We start from the raw sequence: 18688 nt of genomic DNA, 5'->3' as shown, positions 1-18688 counted from the left end.
ATCACCGCGAAATTATCACACAAAGCACCATAAATTTGGCGATGCAAATCAATAAATGTGATGTCACTAGTAGATGAATGTGATGTGTTTTATCTCTAACGGTTAATTATATTAGTGATTTATATCTTGTTTATTTTTATATTTTTGAAATCATTTTGATTATTTTAAATAACATTAAAGAATTTTTGAGAATTTCATCATTACACATCCTTATTTTATGAGTTTGGTTTATGTGTGGCACTATACAATTCTGCTGTCATATTTTTATCACGTGAAAAGTTATTTTTACGATGAAATAATTAGGTAATGTCATTTATGGAAAACCACGTTCATTCCTCTTTGGTATGTGCAGCACGACTACTTTGTTTGGCGGGATTTAGTGCCGAGCCTGTTAAAGTATTTAGACAGAATACCGCTATCACTATCTCGACAATGACCTCATTTACATTGTTACAAAGGCATTTATCACAATTATCACGAACCACGCCAGCCCGTTTTAAAGTCAAAAGAAAGCCATTAAATAAGATAAAATCAGAGCAATTACCCTTGGCATTCCGGGATGTACAAGGGCGATTTATTCTATTGGCACGTCTAAATGATAACCAGGCACTGCTACAATATGCTGATAGTGCGCAACCAAAAATTGTAGACTATCAGGAGCTTAATACGTTATGGGGTGGTGTTGTTATCTACTGTAGCCATTCACGTTTTGATATCCGCTGGTTTATTCCTGCCTTATTACATCATCGCAAATCGCTGACTCAGGTATTGGTCTTATCATTATTGCTACAATTTTTGGCACTCATATCGCCTCTTTTCTTTCAAGTGATTATGGATAAGGTTTTAGTCCATAATGCACTGACCACTCTTGATGTGTTAATTACTGTGTTACTCGTGGTTGGTGTTTATGAAGTGATGTTGAAATTTCTACGTGAATATATTTTCACTCACACCACCACGCGAGTGGATATTTTATTGGGTGGGAAGTTATTTAATCATTTAATTAAATTACCACTGAGCTACTTTAAACAGCGTCATGTAGGGAATATTGTCGCCAGAGTACGAGAATTAGATAATATTCGTGAATTTATTACGGGTTCTGCCCTGACATTATGTGTGGATGTGGTCTTCACCGTCGTGTTGTTTATTGTTATGTGGTGTATATCCCCGCGGCTGACATTCATTGTTTTGGGGACATTACCGCTTTATTTGTTATTAGCTGTATTGAGTACCAAACCACTGCAAAAGAAAGTCAGTGTTTTGTGCAGTCGTGCCGCACAAAATGGCGCATTTTTAACCGAAACCTTATCGGGCGTTGAAACAGTAAAAAGTTTGGCACTTGAGCCGCAAATGCAGCAGCGGTGGGAGAGGCAAACGCGTGATTTTGCACAAGCCAATTTTCAAGTACAAAATTTGCAAAGTTTCAGCAGCCAGAGTGCGCAGTTGCTACAAAAGCTGGCGGGTGCACTGGTTTTAGTCATCGGGGCATATCAAGTGATGTCTGTGCAACTCAGTATCGGACAATTGATTGCTTTTAATATGCTGGCTGGGCAGGCACTTATGCCAATGAGCAAGTTAGTTGATTTGTGGCAGCAGAGTATTCGTGCGCAGGTTGGGTTGACGTTAATCTCCGATATTCTGAGCTTACCGGTTGAGCAGGCCAGTGGGGGGGCACTTTCTGATAGTAAAATTCAGGGTGATATTTTGTTGGAGAATGTCACTTTCCGCTATCGCCCGGATCTTGACCCCGTATTGCGGCATTTTTCATTATCTCTGCGAGCGGGGGAGCATATCGGGCTAGTTGGCCCCTCAGGCTCTGGGAAAAGTACCGTTGCGCGGTTACTGCAACGTTTGTATATCGCCGAGCAAGGCGTAATTAATATTGATGGGTTCCCAATAAATCGTTTCTCGCCTGAATGCTTGCGGCGGCAAATCGGTGTCGTTATGCAAGAGAATCACCTGTTTAATCGAACTGTGCACGAGAATATAGCCTACTCTCGGCCAACTGCATCGCTCAGTGAGGTTGTGGATGCGGCATCTCTGGCTGGCGCACATGCCTTTATTCTCGCACTGCCACTGGGGTATGACACGGTTCTCGCCGAGGGAGGTGCATCACTTTCTGGGGGGCAGCGTCAGCGCATTGCTATAGCTCGCACGTTATTGGCCAATCCTCGGGTTTTAATCTTCGATGAAGCGACCAGTGCTTTAGATGATGAGTCGCAAGCCGAAGTGCAGAAAAATATGGCCCGCATCACTGCTAATCGTACCGTTATCACTATTGCTCACCGGCTTTCAACCGTACGACATTGCCACCGTATTGCGGTAGTCACTCAAGGTCAAGTCACCGAACTTGCCAGTCATAACGAACTGCTGGCACTAAATGGCGTCTATGCCCAGCTTTGGCAACAACAGGCTGACTTTAGCCATGAGGAAATAAAATGAAGCTGATGCACTATTTGGCTAACTTGTCGTGGGTGAAGGCGCTAAAGCATCGTTGGCAGCGCTACGTTGCGGCAGAGAAAACACGTGATGAGTATGATTTTCTTCCTGCTTATTTGGATGTTGTTGAACGCCCGGTATCGCCTTTGGCGCGGCGTACTGCCTGGTTTCTGGCCCTGACATTACTGGCAGTATTAATCTGGTCGATTGTAGGGAAGCTAGATATTCACGCTTCAGCACAGGGTAAGGTGATTGTCTCCGAACACTCGAAAGTGATTCAACCGTTAGAACCGGGTGTGGTGATGGCAATCCATGTTCGCGATGGTGACCACGTTGAAGCCGGTCAGGTGTTGATCGAGCTAAATCCCATTGGTATTGATGCCGAGATAGGCAATATCAACCAACAATTGAGCCATCGGTTACTGGAAGCAGCACGGATGGCGGCACTACAGACGGAGAGCCCACTCGTTAATTTTAGCTATTCAAGTGATATTTCAGAGGAATTGGCCGTGGCCGCCAAGGCACTGTTAACCAAAGAGCACGATGAAGACAACGCTGAACTGGCACGTCAAGACAGTGAACTGGCGGTTAATCAAGCGCATATTCAGGCGGCCACCATCAATATGACTAATCAGCAAGCCTTAATGAAAAACATTTATCAACAGTTACAGGCATTGCGAACCCTAGCCAAATCTAAATCCATCGCTGACGTTGAGTTATTAATACAAGAGCGGGAATGGCTCAATGCGACTGCAGAGGCCGACCGCTTAAAAAACGAACAGGCTATTTTACAGGCAAAGGCACTCAACTTAACACAAACTCGAGTTCACTATCTAGCTGAAAATAAAAGAAATTATCAGGAGAGATTAAATAAAGCCCACGAAGTTATCAATCAATTGCAGCAAGAGTTGATTAAGTTGACAGAAAAACAGCGCCAGCAAACTTTACGTGCACCGGAGGCGGGGGTCATCCAGCAATTGGCGGTGCATACATTGGGCGGTGTCGTCACCACGGCCCAGCCACTCATGGTCTTGGTGCCTGAAAACTACCCGCTGGAACTCGATGTCATGATTCTGAATAAAGATGTGGGGTTTGTGCTGCCCGGTCAGGCGGTGGAAGTCAAGATAGACAGTTTCCCCTACACCCGATTTGGCACACTTTCTGGTGAAGTTAAACATATCTCGCGTGATGCAATGGAAGATCAACAGCAAGGGCTTGTGTTCCCGGCGCGTATTCAACTGGGCAGCGATACGCTGATCGTTGAGGGGAAACCGGTACGGTTATCCGCTGGGATGTCAGTCAGTGTCGAAATTAAAACGGGCAGCCGTCGAGTGATTGATTATTTACTCAGCCCATTGCAACAGTATCAATCTGAAGCCTTGAAGGAGCGTTGATATGATGAGTTCAGCATCAACTCAGATCAATCAGCCTCTGGAAGCACTGGTTCGTGCCGCTGCGTGTTTTGATCTTGTCGTCGAAGTTTCCGTGTTAGCCCATAAATTGGGGGGGGCCTCTCAAAAAATAGATAACATTGCCTTATGCCGCTGTGCCGGATGGATTGGTTTACGGGCCAGAACCGTCAATCAGCCGTTTGAACGGTTGGGCAATTTGACATTCCCTATTTTGTTCAGTGATGGCGTGCAGTGGTACGTGCTATTAGCACTTAATGAACAGGGGGCGATGCTCCATTACGCTGGCAGAGGAGAATCGCTACAAATAAGTGTGCAGGAACTTGCTCGCTTGTGGCGCGGTGAGGCTATTTTATTAGCGAAAGCGGAGCCATCGGTACAAAAGAAAACCTCTTTTGGTTTTAGCTGGTTTATCCCGGTTATCACCAAATATCGCCATCAGCTACGTAATATTATTCTGGTCTCATTGCTTTTGCAGAGCATTTTGCTGGTAACGCCGATGTTGTTCGAAACGATGATCGACAAAGTATTAGTGGGGCGCGGGGTCGGCAGTTTGATGGTTCTGGGCATTGCTATGATTGCGCTGGCAATTGTTGAACCATGCTATACCTTTTTACGCAGTTGGTTGTTTTCACATTTATCCAGCCGGGTGGGGGCAGAACTAAATTCCGGGCTTTATCATCACTTACTGGGGCTGCCTCTGGATTATTTTGCTGCACAACAAACCGGGAAAACCATCGCTAAAGTGCGGGAAATGGAGCAAATTCGCAGCTTCTTGACGGGTTCTGCATTGACCATGCTGTTGGATTTAATCTTTGTCGGCACATTTATCGCTGTGATGTTTTGCTACAGTAAGTCTTTAACATGGATAGTGATATTCTCTCTGGTGTGTTACCTGTTGTTCTGGTTATCGGTGAGTGGCCTCTTGCGTAAGCGAGTAGAAAGGCAATATGAAGCCAGTGCACATAACACGGCATTTCTGACGGAAGCTATCAGTGGGTTGGAAACCATCAAAACGTCAGCGACCGAAAATCTGTTTAACCGTAGTTGGCGCTCCTCTTTAGCTCGTTATGTACGAGCCTCATTTGCATGTACTTGGGCGGCAAATATTGCTGAACAAGGTATTCATCTTATCAATAAAGTAACTTCAGCTATTTTACTGTGGGTGGGCGTGACGTTAGTGCTCGCTGGGGAACTCAGTCCCGGGCAATTTATCGCTTTTACACTGTTCTCAGGCTACGTTACCCAGCCTATCTTACGTTTGGCGCAAATATGGCAAGATTTCCAGCATACGCAAGTTTCGCTCAAGCGCATTGGTAGTATTTTGGATTATCCGGCAGAGCCGGGCAGTGTTGGATTACTCTCGAATCATGCGGTAGCGGGGAGTTTGGCTTTTAAACAGGTCCGTTTCCGCTATCGGCCCGATACCGCTGAAGTTATCCAAAATCTCAGTTTGGATATTGCTGGCGGTGAGTTTATCGGTATTACCGGGCCTTCGGGCTGTGGAAAATCGACATTAACCAAGTTGCTCCAGCGCTTGTATACCCCACAACACGGGCAAATTTTGGTCGATGGGCAGGATTTAGCCATTACAGATACCACCACCTTGCGCTGCCAAATGAGTGTGGTTTTGCAAGAAAGTGTTCTGTTCTCCGGCACGATAAGAGACAATATATGCCAGTGTCGGCCTCATGCCGATGATGCTCATGTCGAGCACATTGCACGGTTGGCGGGGGCGCATGACTTTATTACAACACTGCCACAGGGTTACCAAACGTCTGTGGGTGAACGCGGCGGTATGTTATCCGGTGGTCAACGCCAACGAGTCGCATTGGCAAGGGCGTTGATGGCAGATCCAAAAATTCTGATCCTTGATGAGGCCACCAGTGCTCTGGATTATGAATCTGAGGCAGCTATCATGCGCCAATTACCGGAAATCATCCGTAATCGCACCGTTATTTGCATTGCGCACCGTTTGAATACATTGCGTCTATGTCATCGTATTTTGGTGTTAAAAGAGGGGCAGGTGTTGGAGCAAGGTAGCCATCAAGCACTGTTGGCGCAGCGCGGCGTCTATGCCCATTTGTGGCGGCTGCAAACAGAGTAGAGCATCTGGCTGGGGGCGGGTTAGCCACCCAGCCAGTGTTAGTTACAGCTTATCACCATTGGACTTAATCACGTCTTGATACCAGAAAAAGCTTTTCTTGCGTTGGCGCGCCAGTTGTTTTTGGTGGTCGACATACACAAAGCCATATTGCTTCTGAAAACCGTTCAACCAACTCAAAAGGTCGGTAAACGACCATGGGTAGTAACCTCGAACATCGGCGCCTTGTTTTATCGCATCCTCAATGGCGGCAATATGCTGACGCAGATAATCAATTCGATCGTCATCAACAACTTCACCATTAATGATGGGATCTTTAGCGCCTAAGCCATTCTCTGTAATATAGATTGGGATATCGCCATAGCGGGCTTTGATATTCATGATGCCCTCAGTCAAGCCCTGAGGGTAAATTTCCCAGTCCCAATCGGTATAAATGCCACTTGGGTTGCGGACAAATTTGAACAAGCCCTTAAAGCCGAACTCATTACCTTGCTGGTGGCCTGAGCCTTTCTTGCCTGAAGTGTTAATGGCGAGATGCGTTTCTTGGGTATTTGCAGCAATAGTTTCGCGCTTATAATAATTTAGGCCAATAAAGTCGCAAATATTGTCGCGCAGTAGTGCTTCATCACCCGGAGCAAATTGAGGCATTCCCCAGATGGCCTGAGTTTGTTCCAGTAATTCAGCGGGATACTCACCTTTCAACACGGGATCGTACAGCCAGTGAGTAAAGATCCCATCAGCTAAACGGAATGCGGCAATATCTTCTGGCGAATTGCTAAGAGGGGTATTGGTTTGCAGGACATTCACAAAACCAATTTTTCCTTCAATACCACTGGTGCGGAATGCGGCAACAGCCTTGGCATGTGCTACAAAAACATGGTGGCAGGCTTGAATGGCGCGCCCCGTGTCCTGAACGCCCGGTGGGTGAGCGCCGACAATATAACCAAAACCAATAAAACAGATGGTTTCATTAAAAGTAGACCAAAGTTTGACCCGGTCACCATAGTGTTGATAGCACAAACGGGCGTATTCTTCGAAAGCATCGGCAGTGCTACGTGTTTCCCAACCTCCCTCATCCTGCAAGGCTTGCGGTAAATCCCAGTGATACAGGGTAATCATGGGTTCAATATTATGTTCCAGCAGTGCATCAATCAGTTCACTGTAGAATTTGATCCCAGCAGGATTAACTTCACCACGGCCGGTAGGTAATAATCGCGGCCATGAGATAGAAAAACGATAACTTTTCATACCCATTTCAGCCATTAGCGCCACATCTTCACGGAAGCGGTGGTAGTGGTCTACCGCAACATCACCATTGGTTCCCTGATAGGTAGTACCTGGCAGGTGCGAAAAAGTATCCCAGATAGAAGGGCCTTTGCCATCAGCATCATAGGCCCCTTCAACTTGATAAGCGGCGCTAGCCGCACCCCATAAAAAATCCTTCGGGAAAGCAGACATAAATTCACTCCCATGTAATGAATGAAAAGAGTAGTGGTTAAAACATCTGCCACCAGTGTATTCGGTAATTCACTTTCTATGCAACCGGTTTCTGTAACCGGTTTCTGTTTGGATGAAATACAGAAAAAACAAAAACCACATCATAAAAAATCAATAATGATTAAACGGAAGAGAGGGAATTGTGTAACTCAAAACTACTGTATGTATAATCAGTTGCTAGAGGGTTTAGGAATTTATTACATCAGAAGGAATAATTATGATTACTCGGCTTGCTATCTCTGGTTATCGTTCTTTACGAGATGTGGTTCTTGAATTGGGGCAGTTGAATGTGATTACCGGTGCTAATGGCAGCGGTAAGTCCAGCCTCTACCGGGCGCTGAGGTTACTCTCTGATATAGGTCAGGGGCAGGTGATTCAATCATTGGCAGCAGAAGGAGGATTGCAATCAACACTCTGGGCTGGGCCTGAATCATTTTCCAAGGCAATGAAACGAGGGGAACAGCCTATTCAAGGTGTGGTGCGTAATAACCCCGTCAGTCTAAAACTGGGCTTTTCTGGGGAGGATTACGGTTATGCCATTGATTTAGGGTTACCCCCTCCGCGTAAATCCTATTTTGCCAAAGACCCGGAAATCAAGATTGAAAGTTTGTGGTGTAGCGACATACTCCAGCACAGCAACGTTTTTGCAGAACGTCGTGGCCCAAGTGTACGAATCCGTGATGAGCGAGGTACTTGGCGCGAAGCCCATCACGGGTTAGCTACCAATGACAGTATGCTGACTCATGGCACTGATCCGCGTGATGCTCCAGAGATACTACTCATGCGTGAGCGTATGCGGGCTTGGCGTTTTTATGACAATTTACGCACCGATCGTTATGCCCCAGCACGCCAGCCACAGATTGGTACCTATACACCTGTACTCGCCAGTGATGGCGCAGATTTGGCCGCAGCGCTACAAACCATCATAGAAATAGGCGATCCCGATGCCCTACACCATACCATTGCTGATGCTTTCCCCGGGATGACTCTGGCTATCCCTCCCAATTTAGAACCGTTATTGTCACAACACGGCTTACTCAGGCCACTGAAGTTGGCTGAGTTGTCGGATGGCACATTGCGCTATTTATTGCTGGTGGCTGCATTACTCTCACCACGCCCGCCAGAGATGATGATTCTTAACGAACCTGAAATCAGTTTGCATGTTGATTTACTGAAACCATTGGCGCGGTTAATTGGTCAGGCGGCGCAGCATACTCAAGTGATCGTGGTTTCCCATGCCGCAGAATTAGTGGAGGCGCTACAACAAGAAGATTTTTGCCGCCATATTTTGTTGGATAAACAGCTCAGTGAAACAACAATACAGCAGGATACAACTCCTGAGTGGCTATGGCCATCACGTTAGCGGTTGGGCTAAAAACCATGAAAAGGGGCTATTAAGCCCCCTTGGTTGATGAGTAATTAATCTGCTGATAAATATAAATGACGGTCCTACCTTCGCTAACTCAATGATTCAGATGGTAATAGACTTCATTCCAACGAATTTCATTTTTGAACGCTGGCAGGGTGGTGTCGTTATCGATAAGCAGGAACTCAATCCCATGCATTTCGGCATACAGGCGCAGTTCATCAACGCCAATAGCTTGTGAGAACACGGTATGGTGCGCACCACCAGCAATGATCCAAGCTTCGGCGGCAGTTGCCAGTGACGGTTGGGCTTGCCAGATAGCGCGAGCAACAGGCAGTTTTGGTAACGGGTGGGGTTGCTCAACGGTATCGACCACATTAACCAGCAAGCGGAAGCGGTTACCCATATCAATCAAGCTGGCATTCAGGGCCGGGCCTGCTGGGGTTGAGAAGATCAAACGAGCAGGGTCAGCTTTACCACCGATACCTAAATGTTGCACATCCAGCAGTGGTTTCTCTTCTTTTGCAATTGATGGGCAGACTTCCAGCATGTGAGAACCAACAACTAAATCATTGCCCGGCTGGAAGTTATAGGTGTAATCCTCCATAAAGGACGTGCCGCCTTTCAGACCGGTACCCATCACTTTCAGGATGCGCAGCAGTGCTGCGGTTTTCCAGTCGCCTTCGCCACCGAAGCCATAACCTTGCTGCATAAGACGTTGGACGGCCAGCCCCGGTAACTGTTTCAGACCATATAAGTTTTCAAAGTTGGTGGTAAAGGCTTTAAAACCGCCTTGCTCAAGGAAACGCTTCATCCCTAACTCAATGCGAGCCGCATCCAGCAGATTTTCACGTTTATTGCCGTTCAATTTCACGGCATCAGTCAAGCGATAGGTGGCCTCATACTCTTCAACCAGAGCATCTATATCCCCTTTACTGACTGCGTCCACCACGGTGACCAAGTCGCCAATGCCGTAGGCATTGACCGAATATCCGAACTGAATTTGAGCTGCAACTTTATCACCTTCGGTGACGGCTACTTCACGCATATTGTCGCCAAAACGAGCAACTTTCAGTTGTTGGCTTTCCTGTTTAGCCGCAGCTACCCGCATCCATTGACCAATGCGTTGGTGTGCTTCTTTATCCTGCCAGTGCCCGGTGATGACGCTATGCTGCTGACGCATACGTGCACCGATAAAACCAAACTCACGGCCACCGTGAGCTGTTTGGTTCAAGTTCATAAAGTCCATATCCATGGTTTCCCATGGGATCTGAGCATTAAATTGGGTATGGAATTGCAGCAAAGGTTTATTCAGAATACTCAGCCCACCAATCCACATTTTGGCTGGTGAGAAAGTGTGGAGCCAAGTCATGATGCCGATGCACGCCGTATCATAATTAGCTTCGCGACACAGGGCGGTGATCTCGTCTGGCGTAGTGACCAAGGGTTTTAGCACTAATTTGACCGGTAAACCCGCTTCACTATTCAGGCTGCTGACCACATGATGGGCATTATCCATAACTTGTTGCAATGTTTTAGGGCCATACAGGTTTTGACTGCCGATCACAAACCACACTTCTGATTGCTTGAATACGTCCATCGGATACTCCGTTTAATAATGTATATATTTATAAATCAGGTTAACCATCAAGATCAGTGCTTAGTCTCGGTGACTGGCGCGTAATGGGGTTCGGCCGATAAGCACCACTGTTGATAGCGTTGATAAAGCTGTTGATAGCGTGCGACTTGTGTTGCATTTGGTATCAAGGTGCGTTCAATTTTACAGGCCATATGGCGCTGTGCAGCTGGGACATCATCAAATACGCCAGCAGCAACCGCTGCAAAAATAGCAGCACCTAAGGCGCAACATTGATCTGATGCCACTATTTGTAGCGGTCGATTCATCACATCAGCACAAACCTGCATGATCACTGGAGATTTCCGTGCAATACCGCCTAATGCCAGCACATTCTCCACCGGAATATCCTGTTGTTCGAAGCATTCCATGATGGCGCGAGCACCGAATGCGGTAGCAGCAATAAAACCACCAAATAGCGTCGGAGCATCGGTGCCAAGATTCAGATCCGTAATAACACCTTTCAAGCGCTGATTAGCATTTGGTGTGCGGCGACCATTAAACCAATCCAATACCACCGGTAGATGATCAAGCGATGGATTTTTAGCCCACTCAGTTGTGAGCGAGGTAAGAAGGGTGGATTCAATCTGCTTTAATTGAGGCTGTAATTCGGGCTGTGCCAGTGCAGCCTGATGTAATGGCCAGCTCAATAAACGGCTAAACCAGGCATACATATCACCAAATGCCGATTGACCCGCCTCCATACCAATCCAGCCGGGTACTACGCTACCTTCTACCTGACCACAGATTCCTGCAATCGCCCGATCACCCACCAGCTTTTCATCGGCAATCAAGATATCGCAAGTCGAGGTGCCGATAACTTTGACCAATGTATATGGTTGAGCTCCCGCACCAACGGCGCCCATATGGCAATCAAATGCACCACCTGAAATGACAACGTTAGCAGGTAAACCTAGACGTTCAGCCCATTCAGCGGTGATAACTCCCACGGGGCGTTCTGCAGTATAGGTATCAGTAAATAAGGGGTAATCGAGCTTGTTAACCAGGCTACTATCCAGCGCCGTCAGGAATTCTCGTGGTGGCAATCCTCCCCAAGAAGGGTGCCACAAGCTTTTATGTCCAGCGCTGCATCGGCCTCGTTGAATATCTTGTGGTGCCGTAGTACCAGAGAGCAATGCCGGGATCCAGTCGCACAATTCAACCCATGACACCGCCGTATCACGAACCGCTTTATCCGCTCGGGTAATGTGCAAGATCTTTGCCCAAAACCACTCAGAAGAGTAAACACCGCCGATATAGCGCGAGTAATCAGCAAATTCTCCGCTGTGACATAAGCGATTGATTTCTTCTGCTTCTTCAATGGCAGTGTGGTCTTTCCACAACACGAACATGGCATTAGGGTTATCCGCAAAATCCGGACGTAGCGCCAATACCTGACCTTGTTCATCAATCGGGGCTGGTGTAGAGCCGGTGGTATCCACACCAATGCCGACAATTTGTTGACGCTGTTGCGTCGAGAGGCGATTGACCACCTGCTGGATGGCCTGCTCCATCGCTTCTATATAGTCGAGAGGGTGGTGACGGAACTGATTGTGGGCGGCCTGGCTATAAAGGCCCTGCTGCCATCGAGGGTAATAAACAACTTCGGTATCGATCTCGGTGCCATGCTGACAATCCACCGCCAATACCCGCACGGAATCGCTGCCAAAATCCAACCCGAGCGCTATAGCGTTATTTTTCGATAAAGGGCTGCCTGCCGATATAACGTCGCCTGTCATGGGGGATGCTCCTAACGATTGCAGAAAACAAGAATTCATTGGCAATAACCATAGGAGTGAGCGGCGGCAAGATGTGAGGAGCCAATAGCTGGAAGTATGTACTTTTCTGCTTCCTACAGTGTTTTTGTGATGTCAGTCAAAAGTTAGAGAGAGGTTAAATTTGCTGAATATATGGATAAATAAACTGTAATCCCTGGATGTGATAGCGCTCTACATTCTGAAAGGAAATTAACGTTAAAACTGTCACCGTCTTACCGGGTGTGGTGAGGTTAGGTGGCTTTTATAGAGCATGCAACCGCACTTAAACTGAGAAAACATGATTGATAACGTTTCCACTGAAAATCGATAGATTTGTGTAGTTGACGATTTAATAAACAAAAAACATCTCTTCCTACAAAAACAGTCCGGAGAACACTATGCATAAATTAACTAAGGCGCTGGCAGTGGTTGGGTTAGCGGCAGTTATGTCACATTCAGCTATTGCCGAAAGCATGAAATTAGGCTTTTTAGTCAAGCAACCGGAAGAACCTTGGTTCCAGACAGAATGGAAGTTTGCTGATAAAGCCGGGAAGGATTTAGGTTTCGAAGTGATAAAGATTGCCGTGCCCGATGGTGAAAAAACACTAAATGCAATTGATAGTCTGGCGGCCAGCGGTGCAAAAGGTTTTGTCATCTGTACACCGGACCCTAAATTGGGGCCAGCCATCGAAGCAAAAGCACGCAGTTATAACCTGAAAGTGATCGCAGTTGATGACCAATTCGTTAATGCCAAAGGCAAACCGATGGAAAGTGTTCCATTAGTGATGATGGCGGCGACCAAAATCGGTGAGCGTCAAGGACAGGAACTGTGGAAAGAGATGAATAACCGTGGATGGCAACCGGCAGAAACCGCTGTCATGGCTATTACTTCTGACGAGCTTGATACGGCACGTCGCCGTACTACAGGCTCTATGGACGCGCTGAAAGCAGCAGGTTTCCCAGAGAAACAAATCTATAAAGTACCAACCAAATCCAATGATATTCCGGGCGCATTTGATGCCGCTAACTCCATGTTGGTACAGCACCCTGAAGTGAAAAACTGGCTGATTGTCGGGATGAACGACAACACCGTATTGGGTGGCGTGCGGGCAACCGAAGGTCAGGGCTTTAAAGCACCTAATGTGATTGGGATTGGTATCAATGGTGTTGATGCGGTAAGTGAATTGTCAAAAGGCCAGGCGACCGGTTTCTACGGTTCTCTGTTACCAAGCCCGGATATCCATGGTTACAAGAGCATCCAGATGCTTCATGACTGGGTTACCAAAGATGTTGAGCCAGCGAAATTTACTGAAGTCACGGATGTGGTGTTGATCACTCGGGATAACTTCAAAACTGAGTTAGAGAAAAAAGGCTTGATGTAATTCCGTTATGTCTTGTGGAGATACAGGCTATGACGCACTGGGGGCAGGCTGCGGCTTGCCCCACCTGACCACGCAGTTATTTATCATGTTATTACGTGGCGCGGTGCAACCCAAAATTTAGAAGGAAGCCATCATGTCAGCACTCCATTCTGCGTTACAAGCCGAGCAGGAAGCCGAGAAGTCACCTTATCTGGCTTTTTGTGGCATCGGAAAAAGTTTCCCCGGTGTTCAAGCGCTGGATGATATCAGTTTTACCTGTCAGGCCGGTCAAATCCACGCCCTGATGGGGGAGAATGGCGCAGGGAAGTCAACACTGCTGAAAATTCTCAGTGGTAATTACACGCCAACCCAGGGCGAAATCCACATTAGAGGGAAGGCGGTCAATTTTACCAACACCACCGAGGCACTCGACGCGGGGGTGGCGATCATTTATCAGGAACTGCACTTAGTACCGGAAATGACCGTGGCAGAAAATATCTATTTAGGCCAATTGCCAACCAAGATGGGCATGGTCGATCGTAAATTATTGCGTTATGAGTCCAGTTTGCAGCTCGCACATTTAGGGCTGGATATTGATCCCGACACCCCCCTGAAATATCTCTCCATCGGCCAATGGCAGATGGTGGAAATTGCCAAAGCGTTGGCGCGCAATGCCAAGATAATTGCCTTTGATGAACCTACCAGCTCACTCTCTGCCAGAGAGATTGAACAGCTATTTCGGGTTATTCGCGAATTGCGCGCTGAAGGGCGGGTTATTTTATATGTTTCCCACCGTATGGAAGAAATTTTTGCACTGAGTGATGCCATTACCGTGTTCAAAGATGGTCGCTACGTGCGCACTTTTGATGATATGGAGCAGGTTAATAATGACTCATTAGTTCAGGCCATGGTGGGGCGCAATCTGGGAGATATTTATGGCTATCAACCCCGTGAAATAGGGCCGGAGCGCCTGACATTGCAAGATGTAAAAGCCATTGGTGTTAAATCCCCCATTAGTTTGACGGTGCATCAGGGTGAGATTGTTGGCTTATTTGGGTTAGTCGGCGCGGGGCGCAGTGAATTACTCAAAGGATTATTTGGTGGCACCAAACTGACCAGTGGGCAAGTGTTGTTGGATGGCAAAGCGCTGACGGTTCGTTCCCCCATTGATGCCATTACCGCTGGGATCATGCTATGCCCTGAGGATCGTAAAGCTGATGGCATTATTCCGGTGCATTCAGTGCAGGACAACATCAATATCAGCGCCCGACGTAAAACCCTAACCGCGGGCTGCCTGATTAATAACCGCTGGGAGCAAGAGAATGCGGCATTACGCATTCAGTCCCTAAATATCAAAACACCAGGCCCCCAACAGTTAATTATGAATCTCTCCGGCGGCAATCAGCAGAAAGCCATTTTAGGCCGCTGGTTATCCGAGGATATGAAAGTGATCCTGCTGGATGAACCGACGCGCGGTATTGATGTTGGAGCCAAGCATGAGATTTATAACGTGATTTATGCACTGGCGAAACAGGGTATTGCTGTGTTGTTTGCGTCCAGTGATTTGCCTGAAGTGCTTGGGCTGGCTGACAGAATTGTAGTGATGCGTGAGGGGGCTATTTCCGGTGAGTTAGAACACGGTCATGCCACTGAAGAGCAAGCGCTCAGTCTGGCGATGCTACGTGCCCCAAATATAACGACTGATGCCGCGCCTGCGGTTGCCTGATTGTGAAGGAGTTAACTATGTCCAGTGTTACTTTGAATTCTGATAAGAAGACCCCGCCATCACCTCAGTCGCAGCCACCTCAAGAGGCTCCTGCCAAAGGAGGGCTGGGGCTTTCACGCATTTGGGATAGCTATGGCATGCTGGTGGTCTTCGCCGTGGTCTTTATCGGCTGCGTGATATTTGTGCCTAATTTTGGCTCTTTTATCAATATGAAAGGGCTGGGGTTGGCAATCTCGATGTCTGGGATGGTGGCATGCGGCATGCTGTTTTGTCTGGCATCCGGTGATTTTGACTTATCTGTTGCCTCGGTGATTGCTTGTGCGGGGGTGACTACCGCCGTGGTCATCAATATGACCGAAAGCCTGTGGCTAGGGGTCGGTGCGGGTTTAGTGTTGGGGGCGCTGTGTGGGTTGATTAATGGCTTTGTAATTGCCCGGTTGAAAATTAATGCCCTGATTACCACATTGGCGACGATGCAGATTGTCCGTGGCTTGGCGTACATCATCTCTGATGGTAAAGCCGTAGGCATCGAAGATGAACGTTTCTTTGCGCTGGGTTACACCAACTGGTTTGGTTTGCCAGCACCTATCTGGATAACCATTGCTTGCTTGGCTCTGTTTGGTTTTCTGTTGAATAAAACCACCTTTGGCCGTAACACACTGGCCATTGGGGGCAATGAAGATGCCGCTCGTTTAGCCGGGGTTCCGGTGGTGCGTACCAAGATTATTATCTTTGTGTTATCCGGTTTGGTGTCTGCTGCCGCGGGTATTATCCTCGCTTCGCGCATGACCAGCGGTCAGCCAATGACCTCAATAGGTTATGAGTTGATCGTTATTTCTGCTTGTGTACTGGGTGGGGTTTCACTCAAAGGTGGGATTGGTAAAATTTCCTATGTTATTGCCGGGATTTTAATTCTGGGGACAGTGGAAAATGCCATGAACCTGTTGAACATTTCGCCATTCTCTCAATACGTAGTTCGTGGCTTGATCCTGCTAGCAGCGGTTATCTTCGACCGTTACAAGCAGCTTGCTAAACGGACAGTATAAGTCTGCGAGTGACAGAAAAGTCCATAAAAAGCCTATCTGGCTCACAATTCTGTCATCACTATCGGGCAGCGTGAAATCTGCCCGATAAACTGGAGTTAGCACGAGCGTTTGCCTACATAACAGAAAAAGACTCCAAGGAGGCTAAATGTACCATCGAATGGTTCAGGAACCGCAACCCAATCCCTTGCTGCCCGGCTACACGTTTAATGCCTATCTGGTAGCAGGATTAACCCCGATTCTGGCAGATGGACCACTCGATTTCTTTATCGACAGGCCGGGGGGGATGAAGGGGTATATTCTTAATTTGACCATTAAAGGTCAGGGTAAGATATTTGACGGTGAAAATACGTTTTACAGTAATCCCGGCGATTTGCTGCTATTTCCACCCAAGGCGGCACACTATTACGGCCGTTCGCCTAACAGTGATTGCTGGTATCACCGTTGGGTCTATTTCCGGCCGCGAGCTTACTGGGCCGACTGGTTAGAATGGCACAGTAAAACCCATGAAGTAGGGCGTTTATCCTTACCTAACAATAATTTACTTCTAGAGTTTGACCGGCTATTTGCCAATATTGAGCAGACACAAAAATCAGGTCGCCGTTTTGGTGAAGAATTAGGAATGAACTTGCTGGAGCGTCTTCTGCTGCGTGCAATGGAAGAAGACCCTCTTAGCCCACAACGTATTATGGATCCACGCGTCATAGAAGCATGTCAGTTTATTACGGGTAATCTGGCAGGGGAATTGCGTATTGACGAAGTGGCGCGGCATGTGTGTCTGTCTCCCTCTCGCTTGGCGCATCTTTTTCGTGAGCAGGTGGGGATTAATATCCTGCGTTGGCGTGAAGATCAGCGAGTTATCCGGGCAAAATTATTACTGCAAACCACACAAGAACCCATCGCGACGATTGGCCGGGTCGTCGGCTATGACGACCAGCTCTATTTCTCGCGCGTTTTCCGCAAACGCGTAGGGGTTAGCCCCAGTGATTTCCGGCGTCGCAGTATTGAAACCAACTACCCGCAACGCAGTCTACGTCATCCAGAATGGCGGGATAATTCAGAGGTAATTGTGCGGGTTTAATCCCGCCTGAAATGCTCAGCAAGAAATTACCTCTTGTCGCGGGATTCATCATGGTGTCAAATCGATCCACTTGAAGTGTAAAGATGACGAATATTCCGGGCAAGAGGAAACAAAATGGCCGAAAAAATAAGAGTAGGTTTGCTGGGCTATGGTTATGCCAGTAAAACGTTCCATGCACCGCTCATCATGGGGACGCCGGGGCTTGAACTCGCAGGTGTTTCCAGTAGTGATGCCAGTAAAGTTCATGCTGATTGGCCATCAATGACGGTTGTTTCTGAACCACAAGCGCTGTTTGACGACCCTTCTATCGATCTCATCGTTATACCTACACCCAATGATACCCATTTTCCATTAGCGCAAAAAGCTCTGGCTGCGGGTAAACATGTGGTGGTTGATAAACCTTTTACGGTGACACTGTCACAAGCAAATGAGCTTAAAAAACAGGCAGATGATGCTGGGTTACTGCTCTCGGTATTCCATAATCGTCGCTGGGACAGTGATTTTCTGACACTGAAAACATTGCTGGCCGAAGGTGCCTTAGGGAAAGTGGTCTACTTTGAATCACATTTTGACCGTTATCGTCCGGAGATCCGCCAACGCTGGCGTGAGCAAGCAGGTGCAGGGAGCGGCATTTGGTACGATTTAGGGCCGCATCTGTTGGATCAGGCGCTGCAGTTGTTTGGATTACCCGATACCTTAAATGTAGACCTAGGAATGTTACGTCCGGGCGCACAATCAGTAGATTATTTCCATGCTGTTCTTAGTTATCCAGGCCAACGTGTAGTGCTGCATGGCACCGTATTGGCCGCAGCTGAAACTGCACGCTATATCGTCCATGGTATGCAAGGTAGCTACATTAAGTTTGGTTTGGATCCGCAAGAAGATAGGCTGAAGGCGGGGGAACGATTACCGCAGGCGGACTGGGGCTATGATATGCGTGATGGGGTGGTGACACTGTCACGTGATGGGGTCCTCGCTGAAAAACCATTACTCACGTTGCCGGGGAATTACCCTGCTTATTATGCTGGTATACGGGATGCTATTTTGGGAACCGCACCTAATCCAGTACCGGCATCTGAAGCGATTAAAGTGATGGAATTGATAGAACTGGGTATGGCCTCTGATCAACAGAAAAAAGCGCTGCCGGTTTCATCTGCAAACTGAGTTGCCACTTTATTGGGTGTCATCATTGCACCCAGTTTTTATTTGAAAAATACCCCAACAAACGTGACGTTGCCGTTAATCCTTTAGCGACGTCGCTGTCTCGGG

12 protein-coding genes are annotated in these 18688 nt (G+C 47.5%); 9 read left to right on the top strand and 3 right to left on the bottom strand.

Annotated features, from left to right (window positions below):
* Positions 1-315 precede the first annotated feature (315 nt).
* From ACIOG0_RS11405 to ACIOG0_RS11395, 3 genes are read left to right on the top strand one after another with little or no spacing between them, the layout of a single operon-like run.
* Positions 316-2442, top strand: coding sequence for a peptidase domain-containing ABC transporter (locus ACIOG0_RS11405; protein ID WP_128451540.1), 2127 nt, complete (start codon positions 316-318; stop codon positions 2440-2442).
* Positions 2439-3833: an HlyD family type I secretion periplasmic adaptor subunit gene (locus ACIOG0_RS11400; protein WP_128451541.1), complete on the top strand. Its 1395-nt coding sequence runs from the start codon at positions 2439-2441 to the stop codon at positions 3831-3833. Before ACIOG0_RS11405 ends, ACIOG0_RS11400 begins: the two co-directional genes overlap by 4 nt.
* Position 3834: 1 nt before the next feature.
* Positions 3835-5955, top strand: a complete 2121-nt coding sequence (locus ACIOG0_RS11395; RefSeq protein WP_145581954.1) for a type I secretion system permease/ATPase — start codon at positions 3835-3837, stop codon at positions 5953-5955.
* Positions 5956-5997: 42 nt separating this feature from the next.
* On the opposite strand, the gene ACIOG0_RS11390 is transcribed toward ACIOG0_RS11395, so the two are convergent.
* Positions 5998-7410 carry a glycoside hydrolase family 1 protein gene (locus ACIOG0_RS11390; RefSeq protein WP_050296147.1) on the bottom strand — a complete coding sequence of 471 codons (1413 nt, stop codon included), beginning with the start codon at positions 7408-7410 and terminating at the stop codon, positions 5998-6000.
* A 256-nt stretch (positions 7411-7666) separates the two neighbouring features.
* Here ACIOG0_RS11390 and ACIOG0_RS11385 point away from each other — a divergent pair, with 256 nt between their 5' ends.
* Positions 7667-8812, top strand: a complete 1146-nt coding sequence (locus tag ACIOG0_RS11385) for an AAA family ATPase (RefSeq protein WP_050140621.1) — start codon at positions 7667-7669, stop codon at positions 8810-8812.
* A 100-nt stretch (positions 8813-8912) separates the two neighbouring features.
* Here ACIOG0_RS11385 and araA read toward each other — a convergent pair whose 3' ends face one another.
* Positions 8913-10415, bottom strand: coding sequence for an L-arabinose isomerase (gene araA / locus ACIOG0_RS11380; RefSeq protein WP_050097720.1), 1503 nt, complete (start codon positions 10413-10415; stop codon positions 8913-8915).
* 53 nt (positions 10416-10468) lie between these two features.
* A complete protein-coding gene (locus ACIOG0_RS11375) occupies positions 10469-12190 on the bottom strand; it encodes a ribulokinase (protein WP_128451543.1) in 1722 nt (573 codons plus the stop codon).
* Between the two features lie 416 nt (positions 12191-12606).
* Between ACIOG0_RS11375 and ACIOG0_RS11370 the strand changes: the two genes are divergently transcribed.
* The 5 genes from ACIOG0_RS11370 (at position 12607) to ACIOG0_RS11350 (ending at position 18583) form a co-directional block, all read left to right on the top strand.
* Positions 12607-13590: an arabinose ABC transporter substrate-binding protein gene (locus tag ACIOG0_RS11370; RefSeq protein WP_050097718.1), complete on the top strand. Its 984-nt coding sequence runs from the start codon at positions 12607-12609 to the stop codon at positions 13588-13590.
* Between the two features lie 133 nt (positions 13591-13723).
* Positions 13724-15295, top strand: a complete 1572-nt coding sequence (araG, locus tag ACIOG0_RS11365) for an L-arabinose ABC transporter ATP-binding protein AraG (protein WP_050140622.1) — start codon at positions 13724-13726, stop codon at positions 15293-15295.
* A gap of 17 nt (positions 15296-15312) precedes the next feature.
* Entirely contained in the window at positions 15313-16341 is a 1029-nt protein-coding gene (gene araH / locus ACIOG0_RS11360; RefSeq protein ID WP_050097716.1) for an L-arabinose ABC transporter permease AraH, read from the top strand.
* Positions 16342-16486: 145 nt separating this feature from the next.
* The gene (gene araC / locus ACIOG0_RS11355; RefSeq protein ID WP_050097715.1) at positions 16487-17419 is read left to right on the top strand and encodes an arabinose operon transcriptional regulator AraC; all 933 of its coding nucleotides are present in this window, start codon (positions 16487-16489) and stop codon (positions 17417-17419) included.
* A gap of 114 nt (positions 17420-17533) precedes the next feature.
* A complete protein-coding gene (locus ACIOG0_RS11350) occupies positions 17534-18583 on the top strand; it encodes an oxidoreductase (protein ID WP_050097714.1) in 1050 nt (349 codons plus the stop codon).
* Positions 18584-18688: the final 105 nt, after the last annotated feature.

Source organism: Yersinia vastinensis, assembly GCF_044905075.1.
Lineage (GTDB): Bacteria > Pseudomonadota > Gammaproteobacteria > Enterobacterales > Enterobacteriaceae > Yersinia > Yersinia vastinensis.
Note: the sequence above shows the minus strand (reverse complement) of the source record. Positions and strands in the feature narration are given on the sequence as shown.

Bases quoted from the DNA above. Each gene is read 5' to 3' on its own strand.
- araC (WP_050097715.1), top strand. From the start codon at position 16,487: ATGTACCATCGAATGGTTCAGGAACCGCAACCCAATCCCTTGCTGCCC.
- ACIOG0_RS11390 (WP_050296147.1), bottom strand. From the start codon at position 7,410: ATGTCTGCTTTCCCGAAGGATTTTTTATGGGGTGCGGCTAGCGCCGCT.
- ACIOG0_RS11400 (WP_128451541.1), top strand. From the start codon at position 2,439: ATGAAGCTGATGCACTATTTGGCTAACTTGTCGTGGGTGAAGGCGCTA.
- ACIOG0_RS11385 (WP_050140621.1), top strand. From the start codon at position 7,667: ATGATTACTCGGCTTGCTATCTCTGGTTATCGTTCTTTACGAGATGTG.
- araG (WP_050140622.1), top strand. From the start codon at position 13,724: ATGTCAGCACTCCATTCTGCGTTACAAGCCGAGCAGGAAGCCGAGAAG.
- ACIOG0_RS11370 (WP_050097718.1), top strand. From the start codon at position 12,607: ATGCATAAATTAACTAAGGCGCTGGCAGTGGTTGGGTTAGCGGCAGTT.
- ACIOG0_RS11405 (WP_128451540.1), top strand. From the start codon at position 316: ATGGAAAACCACGTTCATTCCTCTTTGGTATGTGCAGCACGACTACTT.
- ACIOG0_RS11375 (WP_128451543.1), bottom strand. From the start codon at position 12,190: ATGACAGGCGACGTTATATCGGCAGGCAGCCCTTTATCGAAAAATAAC.
- araH (WP_050097716.1), top strand. From the start codon at position 15,313: ATGTCCAGTGTTACTTTGAATTCTGATAAGAAGACCCCGCCATCACCT.
- ACIOG0_RS11395 (WP_145581954.1), top strand. From the start codon at position 3,835: ATGATGAGTTCAGCATCAACTCAGATCAATCAGCCTCTGGAAGCACTG.
- araA (WP_050097720.1), bottom strand. From the start codon at position 10,415: ATGGACGTATTCAAGCAATCAGAAGTGTGGTTTGTGATCGGCAGTCAA.
- ACIOG0_RS11350 (WP_050097714.1), top strand. From the start codon at position 17,534: ATGGCCGAAAAAATAAGAGTAGGTTTGCTGGGCTATGGTTATGCCAGT.